Annotated in this window: 11 protein-coding genes and 1 tRNA gene; 10 read left to right on the top strand and 2 right to left on the bottom strand. The window is 72.7% G+C overall.

Translation table 11 applies throughout. The annotated features are described in order from the left end of the window. Positions 1-53: 53 nt before the first annotated feature. Positions 54-2,126: an NB-ARC domain-containing protein gene (locus ACLZOT_RS41175; protein WP_416974327.1), complete on the top strand. Its 2,073-nt coding sequence runs from the start codon at positions 54-56 to the stop codon at positions 2,124-2,126. 169 nt (positions 2,127-2,295) lie between these two features. Further along, complete coding sequence (locus tag ACLZOT_RS41180; protein ID WP_416974381.1) at positions 2,296-3,933, top strand: hypothetical protein; 1,638 nt, start codon at positions 2,296-2,298, stop codon at positions 3,931-3,933. A gap of 11 nt (positions 3,934-3,944) precedes the next feature. Here ACLZOT_RS41180 and ACLZOT_RS41185 read toward each other — a convergent pair. Then, positions 3,945-4,017, bottom strand: a tRNA-Arg gene (locus ACLZOT_RS41185). 315 nt (positions 4,018-4,332) lie between these two features. On the opposite strand from ACLZOT_RS41185, the gene ACLZOT_RS41190 reads away from it, so the two are divergent. The 7 genes from ACLZOT_RS41190 to ACLZOT_RS41220 all read left to right on the top strand — a co-directional run bounded on the left by ACLZOT_RS41190 (position 4,333) and on the right by ACLZOT_RS41220 (position 13,080). After that, complete coding sequence (locus ACLZOT_RS41190) at positions 4,333-5,934, top strand: dynamin family protein (RefSeq protein WP_416974328.1); 1,602 nt, start codon at positions 4,333-4,335, stop codon at positions 5,932-5,934. A gap of 3 nt (positions 5,935-5,937) precedes the next feature. Then, positions 5,938-7,815, top strand: coding sequence for a GTPase (locus ACLZOT_RS41195; RefSeq protein ID WP_416974329.1), 1,878 nt, complete (start codon positions 5,938-5,940; stop codon positions 7,813-7,815). A gap of 234 nt (positions 7,816-8,049) precedes the next feature. Next, positions 8,050-8,481 (top strand): single-stranded DNA-binding protein, encoded by a 432-nt coding sequence (locus ACLZOT_RS41200; protein WP_416974330.1) that lies wholly within the window; start codon positions 8,050-8,052, stop codon positions 8,479-8,481. A gap of 293 nt (positions 8,482-8,774) precedes the next feature. Further along, positions 8,775-10,184, top strand: coding sequence for a Cys-Gln thioester bond-forming surface protein (locus ACLZOT_RS41205; protein WP_416974331.1), 1,410 nt, complete (start codon positions 8,775-8,777; stop codon positions 10,182-10,184). Between the two features lie 150 nt (positions 10,185-10,334). Next, positions 10,335-11,999, top strand: coding sequence for an energy-dependent translational throttle protein EttA (gene ettA / locus ACLZOT_RS41210; protein ID WP_416974332.1), 1,665 nt, complete (start codon positions 10,335-10,337; stop codon positions 11,997-11,999). Positions 12,000-12,001: 2 nt separating this feature from the next. Then, the gene (locus ACLZOT_RS41215) at positions 12,002-12,412 is read left to right on the top strand and encodes an acyl-CoA thioesterase (protein ID WP_416974333.1); all 411 of its coding nucleotides are present in this window, start codon (positions 12,002-12,004) and stop codon (positions 12,410-12,412) included. Beyond that, the gene (locus ACLZOT_RS41220; RefSeq protein ID WP_416974334.1) at positions 12,409-13,080 is read left to right on the top strand and encodes a hypothetical protein; all 672 of its coding nucleotides are present in this window, start codon (positions 12,409-12,411) and stop codon (positions 13,078-13,080) included. Before ACLZOT_RS41215 ends, ACLZOT_RS41220 begins: the two co-directional genes overlap by 4 nt. 9 nt (positions 13,081-13,089) lie before the next feature. Here ACLZOT_RS41220 and ACLZOT_RS41225 read toward each other — a convergent pair whose 3' ends face one another. Continuing rightward, on the bottom strand, positions 13,090-13,494 hold the full coding sequence (locus tag ACLZOT_RS41225) for a globin (RefSeq protein WP_416974335.1): 405 nt from the start codon (positions 13,492-13,494) through the stop codon (positions 13,090-13,092). Positions 13,495-13,579: 85 nt separating this feature from the next. Between ACLZOT_RS41225 and ACLZOT_RS41230 the strand changes: the two genes are divergently transcribed. After that, positions 13,580-14,488 (top strand): methyltransferase domain-containing protein, encoded by a 909-nt coding sequence (locus ACLZOT_RS41230; RefSeq protein ID WP_416974336.1) that lies wholly within the window; start codon positions 13,580-13,582, stop codon positions 14,486-14,488. Positions 14,489-14,644: the final 156 nt, after the last annotated feature.

Genomic DNA, 14,644 nt, shown 5'->3' on the forward strand with positions numbered 1-14,644 from the left:
CTGTGAAGTACCTGCGTTCACGGTAGGGCGAGGGTAGTAGGTTGGGGGCCCTCGTGGGCGAACGGGAGGGTGGCCGGGTGGGCGAGAGCGGGTCGACGTACAACTCCATCTCCGGGAACGCGACGTTCTTCGGGACGGTCGTCATGGCGGAGCGGGTGGGGTCGTTGACACCACCGCCGGGACCCCCGCAGGTGACACCACGTCAGATCCCGTTAGGCACACCGCAGTTCGTCAACCGTACGGCCGAACTCGACCGCCTCGACTCGGTCGCCCGCGCGTTGCGCACCGCACGCACCCCGGGTGTCGTCGTCCTGACCGGACTCGGCGGCGTGGGCAAGACCGCGCTGGTGGCGCGGTGGGCCGCCGAGGCGCAGGACTATCCCGGCGGCCACCTCTACGTGAACCTGGCGGACCGGCGGCAGGACGGCGCGGTCGACGTCGGCGACGTCCTCGCCCGCTTCCTGCGCGCCCTGGGCGTGCACCCCGACTACGTCCCGGCCGAGCCGGACGAGCGTGCCGCGCTCTACCGCAGCCTCACCGCCCAGCGGGACACCCTCGTCGTGGTCGACAACGTCTGGCAGGCGCCCGAGATCCGCCCGCTCGTCCCGGCCGCCGGACTGCTCGTGGCCACCAGCCGCACCCGCCTGCCCGGCCTGGCCAGGGACGGCGCGGTCCTCATCGACCTCGACCCGCTCGACGAGTCCGCCGGCGTCGAACTCGTCCACCGCTGGCGTGCCCCCGGCCCGGACGGCGCGGCGGCCGAACTGGTCCGCTTCTGCGGCGGCCTCCCGCTGGCCCTCGGCGTCGTCGGCGACTGGCTGGACGAACACTCCCACCTCGGCCTGAGCGACGCCGTGGCCGAACTCTGTGTGGGCGAGGACGGGATCGAGGCGGTGACCACGGTGCTCGACATGATGTACGGCTCCCTCCCCGAGCCCGCCCGCCTGCTGTACCGGCTGCTCGGCCTGCTCCCCGGCACGACGGCCACCGGCTCCCTCGCGACAGCGGCCGGCGTCCCCGAGGCGGGCCGGGCCGTGGCCCGGCTCATCTCCGCCCGCTCCCTGGAGGTCGTCGCCTCCCTCGACCGGCCCGTGCGCTTCCGGCTGCACGACGTCGTGAGGCCGCACGCCCGCAGGATCGCCCGCGAACTTCCGGAGGCGCAGCGTACGGCCGTCCTGCGGGACGTCGCCGCCTACTACCTCGACGCCGTCGCGCACGCGGACGTCCTGGTGCTCGGGGCGGGCCGGTGGCGGATCCAGTCGCCGCCGGGGCGCTCCCTCGCCGAACTCGGCGGCAGGGAAACGCCGTTCACCGACAAGGCCGAGGCGATCGAATGGCTCGACGCCGAACGCGGCAACCTCCTGTCCCTGTTGAGGCTCGCCGCCGAGCGGCACTGGGACGAGACCGTCTGGCAGCTCTGCGAATCCCTGTGGGTGCTCTACCACAGCCGCAAGCACCACCTGGACTCCATCGAGGCGCACACCCTCGGTATCGGCGCGGCCCGGCGCTGCGGGCGTCCCGACGCGGAGATCCGGATGCGGAACCAACTGGCGCGGGCGCACTACGAGTTGGGGGCGTACGAGGAGGCCCACCAAGTCCTGGACGGGGCGGGGGAGTTGCTCCGGCAGGTCACTGACGCCCGGTTGGGCGGGGCGCTGTGGGAGACGCGGGGGCTGGTGTCCCTCGCGGAGGGGGCGTACGAGGACGCGCACGCCTTGTTCCTCAAGGCGCTTGAGGCCAACGCGGCCAGGAACGACACCCACGGCATCGTCGTCCAGTCGTACAACGTCGGACAGGCGCTGCTCGCCGCCGGGCGGGCCGAGGAGGCGCTCGCCGTGCTCGACGAGGCGTATGCCACGGCCGAGGGCAGCGGCAACACGGGGATGCTGCTGCGCCTCGACATCGTCAGGGCCCGCGCGCTGCACGCCCTCGGGCACTCCGGCCCCGCGGCCGAGGCGGCGGTGCGCGCCGCCGAGCAGGCGTCCGGGAGCCGGCAGCACGCCAAGTTCGACCAAGCCCTCGTCGTCCTCTCGGAGTTGACCGCGGGCGTGAGCGACACGACGCTGCGGGCGGCCTGCGAGGCGAAGCTCGCGGAACTGCGCAGGAACGTGGGAGTGAGGCCGTAGGAGTTCAGCCCGCCCGCCACAACCCCCGTTCTGGAGAAGACCGTTGCCCTTGTTCCGCCGTCTGCGCGCGCCGCGCGCCCGGTCCCGCTGGGACACCGTCCCGCCGCCCCGGGCGGAGGTGCTCGGCGTGGCCCGCACGCTCACCTCCGCGACCCGGGTGCTCGACGTGATGGAGCTGCTGCGGGTCGAGGACGGCATCGAGAAGTACTACACGGTCAACCCCGGTTCGGCCTTCGCGGACGGGCTGCACGAGTACCTGGTCTCCGTGGCGGGGTCGCGTGTCCTGACGTGGGCCGAGGCCACGCGCCGCCCCTTCCAGCTCGCCGTCGCCTGCGCCGTCCACCCCACCATGCGGCGGCTGGACGCGCCGCTGCTCGTGATGCCGCACGGTGCCGGGTACAACCGGCTGGTCAGCGAGTCGACGGGGGACGCCACCTCGCCGGCCGGGCTGTCCCGGCGGGAGCTGACGCACCGGGGCAAGGTGGTCCCCGCCGCGATCGGCGTCTCGCATCCCGACCAGCTCGTCCGGCTGACGGACACCTGCCCCGAGGCGGTGCCGCGCGCCGAGGTGCTCGGCGACTGGTGCGCCCAGCGCATCCGGGACAGCGAGGCGCGGCGCGACCACTACCGCGCGCGGTTCGGCGTCACCGACGGGCGCCGGCTCGTCGTCCTGCACTCCACGTGGAGCGAGCACTCCCTCCTCGGCCGCCACCCCCGCCTCCCCCTCGACCTCGTCACCGCCCTGCCCGCCGACGAGTACGCCGTCGCCGCCGTCTTCCACCCCAACGTCTGGGCGCGGCACACCCCCGCCGCCCTCCTCGAACGCCTGCGCGCGCCCATGGACGCGGGCCTGATGGTCGTCCCGCCCCACGAGGGCTGGCGGGCCGCGATCGTCGCCTGCGACGCGGTGATCGGCGACCACGGCAGCACGACGTTCTACTCCGCCGCCCACGACCGCCCCACCCTCCTCGCCACCACCGGCCTCGCGGAACTCGACCCGGCCTCCCCGGCCGCGGCCTTCGCCGGCGCCGCGCCCCGCCTCGACCCCTCCGGCGACCTGTACGGCCAACTCCTGCGCGCCGAACGGGAGTACGACCCCGGCGTACTGCGCCCCGTGGTCGACAGCCAGCTCGCGGACGTCGACAAGTCGGGGGAGCGGACGCGGCGGCGGCTGTACGCGTTCCTGGAGGGCCGGGGGGTGAGCCTGCCCCGGCAGCCGCCCGGCCCGTCCCCTGTCCCCGAGCCCTCGCCGGAGCGGGGGGTGCCGCCGATGGCGTACGTCGTCGAGGGCGCTGTCCTGTCCGACGGGTCGGTCGAGGTGCGGCGGCGGCCGATGGTGCCGGGGCGGGTCCGGTACGGGGGCGAGGGCGGCCCCTACGGGGAAGGTGACGGCTTCCACGGGGAAGGCTTCTACGCGGTCGCCGCCGAGTGCGCCCATCACACGTGGTCCCAGAGCGCCGACGTCATCGCCCGCACCGCCCCCGTCGCCGATCCCTCCCCGGCGGACTGGTGCCTGCGTGAGGCTCCCCGGCGTCTCGGCGCGACCGTCCTCGCCGCCCGCATCGACGACTTCACCGCCGTCGTCCACCTGCGCGACACCCTCTTCGAGGCCCACACGGAACGCCCCTGGGGCGGGCTCCGCCCGACCCTGGACCCCCTCCTCCTGGGCGCCGCCGTCAACCTGTGGCTGACGGGCGGTCGCAGCGGGGCGGAGCTGGTGCGGGGGCTGGTGATCCGGGTGGGGCGGGGGAGTGTGCGGGTCGCGTTCGGGCGGGCCGCGACGAGCGTTGCCCTCGACGGGGTGTGACGGGTTTGGGGCGCCCCCGGCAGGACTCGAACCTGCGGCCAAGCGCTTAGAAGGCGCCTGCTCTATCCACTGAGCTACGGGGGCCGGGTGGTCGGCGGTGTGCCGGGCCCGGGTGGGGCCGTCGGGACGTGCCGGGGACAAGGATAGGGCTCCCGGCTCCTTGTCCTGGTTGCTTCCCCTCCGTGGCTCGATGTGGAGGTTCGGTGAAGCGGTCCTGATAATCGCAGGCAGGTGCGAATCGTGCATCGTTTTTGGGGGTCCTGGGCGCCGGGTGTTGTGCACTCGTTATGCCTGGGGTGTGCTCTTGTCCCGGTCATCCCTTCCGTCCCCTGTGTCCAGTCGGCGCGCAGACATCCCTATGTGCTTCAGAAATCATCTGAAATTGGGCATTCTTCGCATGTGGTGACCTTGGACGTACGGCCTCAGCTGCTCGACGCACTCTCCGCCCTGCGCGACCGTGTCGCCGCCGCACGCTTCCCGCTGCCCCTGGCGGGGGCGCCACGCGCGCGTGCCAACCGCGACGAACTCCTCGCGCAGCTCGACGACTACCTGGTGCCCCGGCTCAGAGCCCCCGAAGCGCCGCTGCTGGCGGTCGTCGGCGGCTCCACCGGCGCCGGCAAGTCCACCCTCGTCAACTCCCTGGTGGGGCACCGCGTCAGCGAGGCGGGGGTGCTGCGGCCGACCACCCGTACCCCCGTACTCGTCTGCCACCCCGAGGACCATCACTGGTTCAGCGGCATGCGCGTACTGCCCGGCCTCACGCGCGCGTGGGTACCGCATCAGGAACCCTCCGACGACCTCCTCCTGCCCGGCGAGGACGGCCGCCGGGTCCTGCGCGTCGAGACCGCCGACACCCTCCCGGCCGGCCTCGCCCTCCTCGACGCCCCCGACATCGACTCCCTGGTGGCCGAAAACCGCACCCTCGCCGCCCAGCTGATCTGCGCCGCCGACGTCTGGATCATGGTCACCACCGCCGCCCGCTACGCCGACGCCGTCCCCTGGCACCTCCTGCGCACGGCGAAGGAGTACGACGCGACCTTGGTGACCGTCCTCGACCGCGTCCCCCACCAGGTCGTCTCCGAGGTCTCCCGCCAGTACGGCGCCCTCCTCGCCAAGGCCGGCCTCGGCGAGGTCCCCCGCTTCACCGTCCCCGAACTCCCCGAGTCCGCCTGGGGCGGCGGCCTCCTGCCCGCCACCGCCGTGGCCCCGCTGCGCACCTGGCTCGTCCACCACGCCCAGGACCCCGGCGCCCGCCACCGCGCGATGGCCCGCACCGCCCACGGCGTCCTCGACTCCCTCAAGTCCCGCATGCCGGAACTCGCGGGCGCCGCCGCCGCCCAGTACGCCGCCGCGCTGCGCCTGACCGCCGCCGTCGACAGCGCGTACGACAGCGAGTACGCGCGCGTACGCGGGCGCCTCCAGAGCGGCTCCGTGCTCGCAGGAGACGCTCTCAAGCGCTGGCGGGCCTTCCCCCTCGACTGCGCCCCCTCGGAGCTCCTGGACGCCCTGGTGGAGTCCCTGGCAGCCCTCCTGCTGTGCGCCGTCACCGCCGCCGACGAACGCGTCGCCGACGCCTGGCGCCGCGAACCCGCCGCCGGCCACCTCGACGACCGCGACCCCGACCTGGAGAGCGCCGAACACCGCATCGGCCTCGCCGTACGGCGCTGGCGGCGCGAACTGGAGGAGTACGCCGAGGACGAGGTCCGCGACCTCGACCGGGGCTCCGCGCCCGACCCCGAGGCCGTCGCCGCGCTCGTCGCCACCGCCCTCCTCGGCGGCCGGCGCGCGCGCTCCGCCGGAGAGGGCCTCGCCGAACGCCTCGGCGCCCATGGCGCGCTGCGCCTGCGCGACCGGGGCGGCCGCCTCCTCACCACCCACCTCGACCGGGTCGTCACCACCGAACGCGAGCGCCGGCTCGCCCCTCTCGACGGGCTCGACGTCCACGCCGAACCGCAGGCCGAACTGATCGCCGCGCTGTCCGTACTGCAGAAGGAGAGGTGACGGATGACCGCCGTCACGGACCATCAGGAACACGAACAGGGGCCTACGGACGGGGCGTCGGAGCCCCTCGGCAACGGGGATCCCGTGAACGAAGTTGCCGGAAACGACGCCCCTAAGGAGGCCGATGACGAAAACGGCCTCCCTGAGGACGACGATCTCCCCAAGGGCGCACCCCCCGTCGATCCCGGCGCCATCGCCTGGGACGACGGCCTCATCGCCCGCCGCGTCACCACCGACGACACCGAACCCCCCGCGCCGGAACCCCGCGTCACCACGACCCACACCACCGCCCCCCTCGCCTACGACGGCCCCCTCAGGTCCCGCCTCGACGCCCTCAGGGAACTCGTCGGCCTCTCCCGCGCGCGCCTCGACGGCAAGACCCTCGCCGAGGCCGGCCGCGTCCTCGACGAGGCGGCGGCCCGCCGCAGGCTCTCCGGCGGCCACACCGTCGTCGCCATCGCGGGCGCCACCGGCAGCGGCAAGTCCCAGCTCTTCAACGCCCTGGCCGGCGTCACGATCTCCGAGACGGGCGTACGGCGGCCCACCACGGCCGCTCCCATCGCGTGCAGCTGGAGCGACGGCGCGGCGGCCCTCATCGACCGCCTGGGCATCCCCGGACGCCTGCGCAGACGCCCCGTCCAGAGCCCCGAGGCCGAGGCGCAGCTGCGTGGCCTCGTCCTCGTCGACCTCCCCGACCACGACTCCGCTGCCCTCCCGCACCGGGAGCAGGTCGACCGGGTCCTGGCCCTGGTGGACGCCGTCATCTGGGTCGTCGACCCCGAGAAGTACGCCGACGCCGTCATCCACGAGCGCTACCTGCGCCCCATGGCGGGCCACGCCGAGGTCATGTTCGTCGTCCTCAACCAGGTCGACCGGCTCCCCGGCGAGGCCGCCGAACTCGTCCTCGACGACCTGCGCCGCCTCCTCGACGAGGACGGCATCGCGCTCGGCGAGTATGGCGAACCCGGCGCGCGCGTCCTCGGCCTGTCCGCGCTCACCGGGGACGGCGTACCGGAACTGCGCGAGCTGCTCGGCCAGTTCGTCGCCGAACGCGAGGCGCCCGCGCGCAGGGTCGCCGCCGACGTCGACGCCGCAGCCGCGCGGCTGCGGCCCGTCTACGCGCCCGCGCGCCGCGCGGGGCTCACCGAGGAGGCCCGCGACGAGTTCGCCGCCCGCCTCGCGGACGCCGTCGGCGCGCGAGCCGCCGGGGACGCCGCCGAGCGCGCGTGGCTGCGCAACGCCAACCGCGCGTGCGGGACGCCGTGGCTGCGGATGTGGCGCTGGTACCAGGACCGGCGCGACCCCCCGACCGGGCGGCTTCCCGTGCGCGCGCAGATGGACGAGGAGGCGACCGCGCGCCAGCGCGTGGAACAGGCGGTCCGTACGGTCGCCGACCGCGCGTCCGCGGGGCTGCCGGCGCCCTGGGCGCTCGCCGTGCGCGAGGCCGCCGTACGGGGTTCGCAGGGGCTGCCCGAGGCCCTCGACGACCTCGCCGCGCGCGCGGGGCTGCCGCCCGGGCGTCCGCCCCGGCCCGGCTGGTGGCCCGTCGCCGTGTTCGCGCAGGCGTGCATGACGCTCCTCCAGATCGTCGGGGGGCTGTGGCTGGTCGCGCAGATCGCCGGGGTCATGGCGCCCAACCTCGGGGTTCCGGTGCTGCTGATGGTCGCCGGGATCGTAGGGGGGCCGCTCGTGGAGTGGAGCTGCCGGATGGCGGCGCGGGGGCCGGCTCGGAGGTACGGGCAGGATGCCGAGCGGCGGTTGCGGGAGGCGGCGGCCGGGTGCGGGCGGGCCCGGGTGCTCGATCCGGTGGCGGCGGAGCTGCTGCGGTACCGGGAGGTGCGGGAGCAGTACGGGAGGGTCGTGGGGGTGGGGGGCCGGTAGGGCGGAGCGGGCGGCGGTGCCGGACGGCGCCGCCGCCTTCTCGTTGTGCACGGAGAGTGATCCGCGCAGGTGATCCACAGGCCGCGTGACGTGGGGTCACTCGATCGGGTGACGGAGTTGTCCACAGGTCGAGGGGTGTCCACAGGGCTCGGCGAGGATTTCGCGGCCGGTCCAGTCTGGGGTTGCGGCGATCACGAACGGCGTGGTCGCCGCGCGACGGACAAGGGGTGAGCGATGAACGAGGTCACGATGTGCGCGGTGGGGAACGTCGCGACGCAGCCCGTCTACCGGGAGCTGGCGGCCGGTGCCTCGGCGCGGTTCCGGCTGGCGGCGACCGTGCGGTACTGGGACCGGGAGAAGAACGAGTGGGTGGACGGGCACACCAACTTCTTCACGGTGTGGGCGAACCGGCAACTGGCCGTGAACGTGGCGGCGTCGCTGTCGGTCGGGGACCCGGTGGTCGTGCAGGGGCGGCTCAAAGTGCGGTCGGACGTCCGCGACGGGCAGAGCTGGACGTCCGCCGACATCGACGCGTCGGCGATCGGACACGACCTGGCGCGGGGCACCTCGGCGTTCGTCCGCGCGGCCAAGGCGGAGCCGGCGGGCGGGCGGCCGGAGCCGGAGTGGGAGACGCGGGAGGAGCGGGAGCCGGTGAGCGTGACGTGAGGTCAAGAGGCGCCTGAAGAAGCCGGGTCGGGGCTTGTCGGCGGACCGGGTTCCGTGCGGGACCGGGTCAACTGCCCCGGAAAGGCGGTTGATTTGTCGACAAGCCTCGATCCCCGGACCGCCGGAGCGATCTTGGGATAACGATTCCGATTCGGATCGGTTGCCCGATGATCCGACGGGGAAAGGGGCCGCGTCCCTCTCTCTAGGATGCGCGACATGGCCCTCGTGGCTTCCGATTCTGCTGGTGGGACCCCGTCCCCCACGTCAACGGGTCCCGCTCGAAGGGGAATTGCGTGCTTTCTTCGATCACCGTGCCGTTCGCCCGAGGGCGGGCGGCGGTCCGCCTCACCGCCCTGACCCTGGCGTCCGGCCTGGCCGCCGCCGGGATCCTGGCCGGCGCCGGCCAGGCCACCGCCGCCACGGGCGCGGGCGCGCAGGCACAGGGCGGGGCGACCGCGACCATAGGCGGACTGAAGGTCTACGGCGCCGCGGTGCTCCACGAGGAGAGCGGCGACCAGGAGATCCCGGCGGGGCTGTTCGAGATGTCCGTCGACGGCGGGGGCACGCTCCAGACGTACTGCGTCGACGTCTACAACCCCACCCAGAAGGACGCGAAGTACCACGAGAGCGCGTGGAGCGGGAGCTCGCTGGCCGGCAACAAGCAGGCCGGGCGGATCGGCTGGATCCTCCAGAACTCCTACCCGCAGGTCAACGACCTCGCCTCGCTCGCCAAGAAGGCCGGCATCAGGAGCGGGCTCACCGAGCAGGACGCGGCGGCGGGCACGCAGGTGGCGATCTGGCGGTACTCGGACGGGGCGGACGTCGACGCCGTCGACCCGCAGGCGCGGCAGCTCGCCGACTACCTGGAGAAGGCCGCCCGCGGCGCGGCCGAGCCCCCGGCGTCGCTGACCGTCGACACCCCCGCGGTCTCCGGGAAGCCCGGTGACCTGCTCGGGCCGGTGACCGTGCGCACCGACGCCGGGACGGTGTCCGTGGCGCCGCCGCCGGACGCCGCGATCAGCGGGGTGCGGGTCGTGGACGCGGACGGGGAGGCGGTGACCTCGGCGCGGGACGGGAGCCGGCTGTACTTCCAGGTGCCGGCCGGCGCCGCCGACGGGTCGGCGCAGGTGACGCTCCAGGCGTCGACGACCGTGCCCGTCGGGCGGGCGTTCGTCTCCGAGGGGCGCAGCCAGACGCAGATCCTCGCCGGGTCCAGCGAGTCGACGGTGTCCGCGAGCGCCGTCGCGAGCTGGGCGAAGGCCGGGGCCGTCCCCGCGCTGTCCGCCGCGCGGGACTGCCTCAAGAGCGGCCTCGACATCACCGCGGCGAACAAGGGCGACCAGCCGTACACGTTCACGCTCCTCACCGCGGAGTACACGGTCGGCGCGGGCGAGACCCGTACCTTCACGGTCCCCCTCCAGGAGGACCAGCTCTACGACTTCACCCTGACGACACCCCAGGGCACCGCCCCCCGCTTCACCGGCATCCTCGACTGCGCGACCCAGTCCCGCACGACGTCCAACCTCACGACCCAGACCTTCAGCGACCCGACCCCCGCGACGGTCCTGCCCACCACCCCGACGAACCTCGCCGAGACGGGCACCGACAGCGCGACCCCCCTCATCGCCGGCACCGCCATCGGCCTGGTCCTCATCGGGGGGACGGCACTGGTCCTGACGGCACGCAAGAACCAAGGGGAGTAGACGTACGGTGACGGGTTCGTCACCCATGGTCGGATGGGAAGCCCCAGGTCACCAGGCCCCCCGCTAACAGGTTTCCTCGTAGGGATGGACGTACGGCAAGATGGGGTGTATCTGCCCACTGCCAGATCTCAAGTTGCCGGACGGTTTCTCTTGGCTGAGTACATCTACACCATGCGCAAGACGCGCAAGGCGATCGGCGACAAGGTCATCCTTGACGACGTGTCGCTGAACTTCCTCCCCGGCGCGAAGATCGGTGTGGTCGGACCGAACGGGGCGGGGAAGTCGACCATCCTGAAGATCATGGCGGGTCTCGACCAGCCGTCGAACGGAGACGCGTTCCTGTCGCCGGGGTACACCGTCGGGATCCTGCTGCAGGAGCCGCCGCTGAGCGAGGGCAAGACGGTCCTGGAGAACGTCCAGGAGGGTGTCGCCGAGGTCAAGGGCAAGCTCGACCGGTTCAACGAGATCGCCGAACTGATGGCGACGGACTACAGCGACGCCCTGCTCGACGAGATGGGCAAGCTCCAGGAGGAGCTGGACCACGCGAACGCCTGGGACCTCGACGCCCAGCTGGAGCAGGCGATGGACGCGCTGGGCTGCCCGCCCGGCGACTGGCAGGTCACGAACCTGTCCGGTGGCGAGAAGCGCCGCGTCGCCCTGTGCAAGCTGCTGCTCGAAGCCCCCGACCTGCTGCTCCTCGACGAGCCCACCAACCACCTCGACGCCGAGTCGGTGAACTGGCTGGAGCAGCACCTCGCCAAGTACGACGGCACGATCGTCGCCGTCACCCACGACCGGTACTTCCTCGACAACGTCGCGGGCTGGATCTGCGAGGTCGACCGCGGCCGCCTGCACGGCTACGAGGGCAACTACTCCAAGTACCTGGAGACCAAGACCACCCGTCTCAAGGTCGAGGGCCAGAAGGACGCCAAGCGCCAGAAGCGGCTCAAGGAAGAGCTGGAGTGGGTGCGGTCCAACGCCAAGGGACGGCAGGCCAAGTCCAAGGCGCGTCTGGCCCGGTACGAGGAGATGGCCGCCGAGGCCGACAAGATGCGCAAGCTGGACTTCGAGGAGATCCAGATCCCGCCGGGCCCGCGCCTGGGCTCCATCGTCGTCGAGGTCAACAACCTGACCAAGGCGTTCGGCGAGAAGGTCCTCATCGACGACCTCAGCTTCACGCTCCCGCGCAACGGCATCGTCGGCGTCATCGGCCCGAACGGCGCCGGCAAGACGACCCTGTTCAAGATGATCCAGGGCCTGGAGACCCCGGACTCCGGTTCGATCAAGGTCGGCGAGACGGTCAAGATCTCCTACGTCGACCAGAGCCGCGAGAACATCGACCCCAAGAAGTCGCTGTGGGCCGTCGTCTCCGACGAGCTGGACTACATCAACGTCGGCCAGGTCGAGATGCCGTCCCGCGCGTACGTCAGCGCCTTCGGCTTCAAGGGCCCCGACCAGCAGAAGGCCGCCGGCGTCCTGTCCGGCGGTGAGCGCAACCGCCTCAACCTCGCGCTCACCCTCAAGCAGGGCGGCAACCTGCTGCTCCTCGACGAGCCGACCAACGACCTCGACGTCGAGACGCTCTCCTCGCTGGAGAACGCCCTCCTGGAGTTCCCGGGCGCGGCCGTGGTCGTCTCCCACGACCGCTGGTTCCTCGACCGGGTCGCCACGCACATCCTCGCGTACGAGGGTGAGTCCAAGTGGTTCTGGTTCGAGGGCAACTTCGAGTCCTACGAGAAGAACAAGGTCGAGCGGCTCGGCGCCGACGCCGCCCGTCCGCACCGCGCCACCTACAAGAAGCTGACCCGGGGCTGACCTTGCGGCACATCTACCACTGCCCCCTGCGCTGGGCGGACATGGACGCCTACGGCCACGTCAACAACGTGGTCTTCCTCCGCTACCTGGAGGAAGCGCGCATCGACTTCCTGTTCCGTCCGGACAAGGACTTCCAGCAGGGGTCGGTGGTGTCGCGCCACGAGATCGACTACAAACGGCAGTTGGTCCACCGGCACGCGCCGGTCACCATCGAGCTGTGGGTCACGGAGATACGGGCCGCGTCCTTCACCGTCCGCTACGAGGTGAAGGACGACGGCGTCGTGTACGTCCACGCGGCCACCGTCATCGTCCCGTTCGACTTCGAGGCGGAGCGGCCGCGCCGACTCACCGCGGACGAACGGGAGTTCCTGGAGGAGTACCGCGACGACCCGCAGGGGGCCGTCGCCGCATGACGGTGCTCCATCTCGCCGACGAGGGGGAGGCGGCCGACCTCGCCGCCTTCCTCTCCCGGCTGCTGCACTACGACCGCGGCGCGGCCGTCCGGCTCCAGGCGGCCGGCACCGCGCTCGCCGTCTTCGGCCGCCCGCCGTCCTTCGAGGTCCTCGCGGTACGGGCCGTACGGCTCGCGAAACCGTACGAGCACGGGATCGACGCGAGCCTCGATGTCACCGTCTCCGCGGGGGAGTTGCTGGAGGCGGTCGACGAGGACGCCTTCACGCTCGGCGTGCCGGGCGCGGTGACCGGCCCGCCCTGGGCCGGAGTTCTGCCCCCCAGGGGCGGCTGGCGAACCGAGGGCGGGTTGCCGGGAGTTGCCGAACTGCGCGCCCTCGTCGCCGGGGTCGTCACCGAATTCCGGCGCCGTAGCGAGGAGTTGGCGACGGAGCGGCGTACGCGGGCCGAACTGGACCGGATCGGGCGTGAGCTGTGGTCGCGGACCGTCGGCTCAACGGGCCTGCCCGTGCGGGCCGTTCACGCCGCACAGGCCCTCGGCTTCCTGCGGCCCGCCACCCCGGACGTGAGCCTCTTCTCCTCCGGGGCGTGGCTGCGGCTGCGCACCGAGCACGGCTCGATCGCCGTACGGCGCGCGGGACTTGGCGACTTCGGGCTCAGCGTGCGCTGAAGTGTCGTACTAGTCGGGGGCGTTGACCATCGACGCCGCCGCGTACGTCAGGTACTTCCACAGCGTCGCCTCGTGGTCCTCCGAGAGGTTCAGGGAGTCGACCGCGTCCCGCATGTGCTTGAGCCAGGCGTCGTGGGCCGCTCGGTCCACCGTGAACGGGGCGTGGCGCATGCGCAGGCGGGGGTGGCCGCGGTTGTCGCTGTACGTCGTCGGGCCGCCCCAGTACTGGATCAGGAACAGCGTCAGGCGCTCCTCCGCCGGGCCGAGGTCCTCCTCCGGGTACATCGGCTTCAGGATCGGGTCCTCGGCCACCCCCTCGTAGAAACGGTGGACGAGGCGGCGGAAGGTCTCCTCACCGCCGACCTGCTCGTAGAAGGTCTGCTGCTGGAGTGTGCCGCGCCGGATCTCATTCACGCCTCCATGGTCTCAGATCGCGGGGACCAGGACCTGGGTCCTAGGACCTGTCGCCGGAGGCCCGGATCCGGGCCACAGTGGGGGTATGGGCGTGCGGGAGCTGGTGCGGGTCATCGAGGGGAGCGGGGTGTTCGCGGGGGAGGGGGCGCGGTGGCGGGAGGCGTTCCTCGCCGTGCCCCGGCACGTGTTCGTGCCGTACTTCTATGTCGCCGGGGCGGGCGGGTACCGACGGGTCTGGAAGGAGGATCCCGATCCTCGGGTGCGGGAGCGGTGGTGGCGGGGGGTGTACGAGGACGTGCCGCTCGCGACGCGGGTCCGCGACGGGGAACTGGTCTCCTCCAGCAGTCAGCCGTCCCTCATGGCGCTCATGCTGGTCGCGCTCGACGTGCGCGACGGGGACCGGGTGCTGGAGGTGGGGGCCGGGACCGGTTACAACGCCGGGCTGCTCGCGCATCGGGTCGGGGAGCGGGGGGTCGTCAGCGTCGATCTTGAGCCGGAGATCGTGGAGTCCGCGCGCCGGCATCTCGCGGAGACGGGGTGCCGTCCGACGGTTGTCGTCGGGGACGGGGCCCGGGGGGTGCCCGAGGGGGCTCCCTACGATCGTGTCGTCGCGACCTGTGGCGTTCGTACCGTGCCCGAGGCTTGGGTGCGGCAGTGCCGGGTCGGGGGGTTGATCCTGGTGCCGGTGGGGACGGGGCTGGTGTTGCTGCGGGTGGTGGGGGAGGGGTGGGCCGAGGGGAGGTTTCTGCGTACGCCCGCTTACTTCGTGCCGCTGAGGGGGGTGGGGGAGCGGCGGGAGGAGGTGGGGGTGCGGGGGGAGGAGGGGTTTCGGTTCATGGCTGGGCTGGTGGGGATGACGGGGGAGGGGGCGTACGAGGTGTGGGAGCGGGAGGGGCGGCCGGGGCGGGAGCGGTTCGGGGTGAGCGTGGAGGGAGGGCGGGTGTGGGCTTGGCTGGATTCGCCGGAGGGGCCCTGTTCGTGGGTGCTGCTGTGATGCCCACGGGGGTGGCGGGTTCGGTTGTGTGGCGGGTGCGGGTGGTACGTGGCTTGTCGCGCCCACGCGGCGGTAGCCGCAAATCGATACAGTCCCGCGCCCCTGAAAAGACGTGGCTGCTGCCGGTGGTCGGCAGCAGCCACGTACATGTGCGGG

Source organism: Streptomyces sp. 4F14, assembly GCF_048159485.1.
Lineage (GTDB): Bacteria > Actinomycetota > Actinomycetes > Streptomycetales > Streptomycetaceae > Streptomyces.

Bases quoted from the DNA above. Each gene is read 5' to 3' on its own strand.
- ACLZOT_RS41230 (WP_416974336.1), top strand. From the start codon at position 13,580: ATGGGCGTGCGGGAGCTGGTGCGGGTCATCGAGGGGAGCGGGGTGTTC.
- ACLZOT_RS41220 (WP_416974334.1), top strand. From the start codon at position 12,409: ATGACGGTGCTCCATCTCGCCGACGAGGGGGAGGCGGCCGACCTCGCC.
- ACLZOT_RS41195 (WP_416974329.1), top strand. From the start codon at position 5,938: ATGACCGCCGTCACGGACCATCAGGAACACGAACAGGGGCCTACGGAC.
- ACLZOT_RS41200 (WP_416974330.1), top strand. From the start codon at position 8,050: ATGAACGAGGTCACGATGTGCGCGGTGGGGAACGTCGCGACGCAGCCC.
- ACLZOT_RS41180 (WP_416974381.1), top strand. From the start codon at position 2,296: ATGGAGCTGCTGCGGGTCGAGGACGGCATCGAGAAGTACTACACGGTC.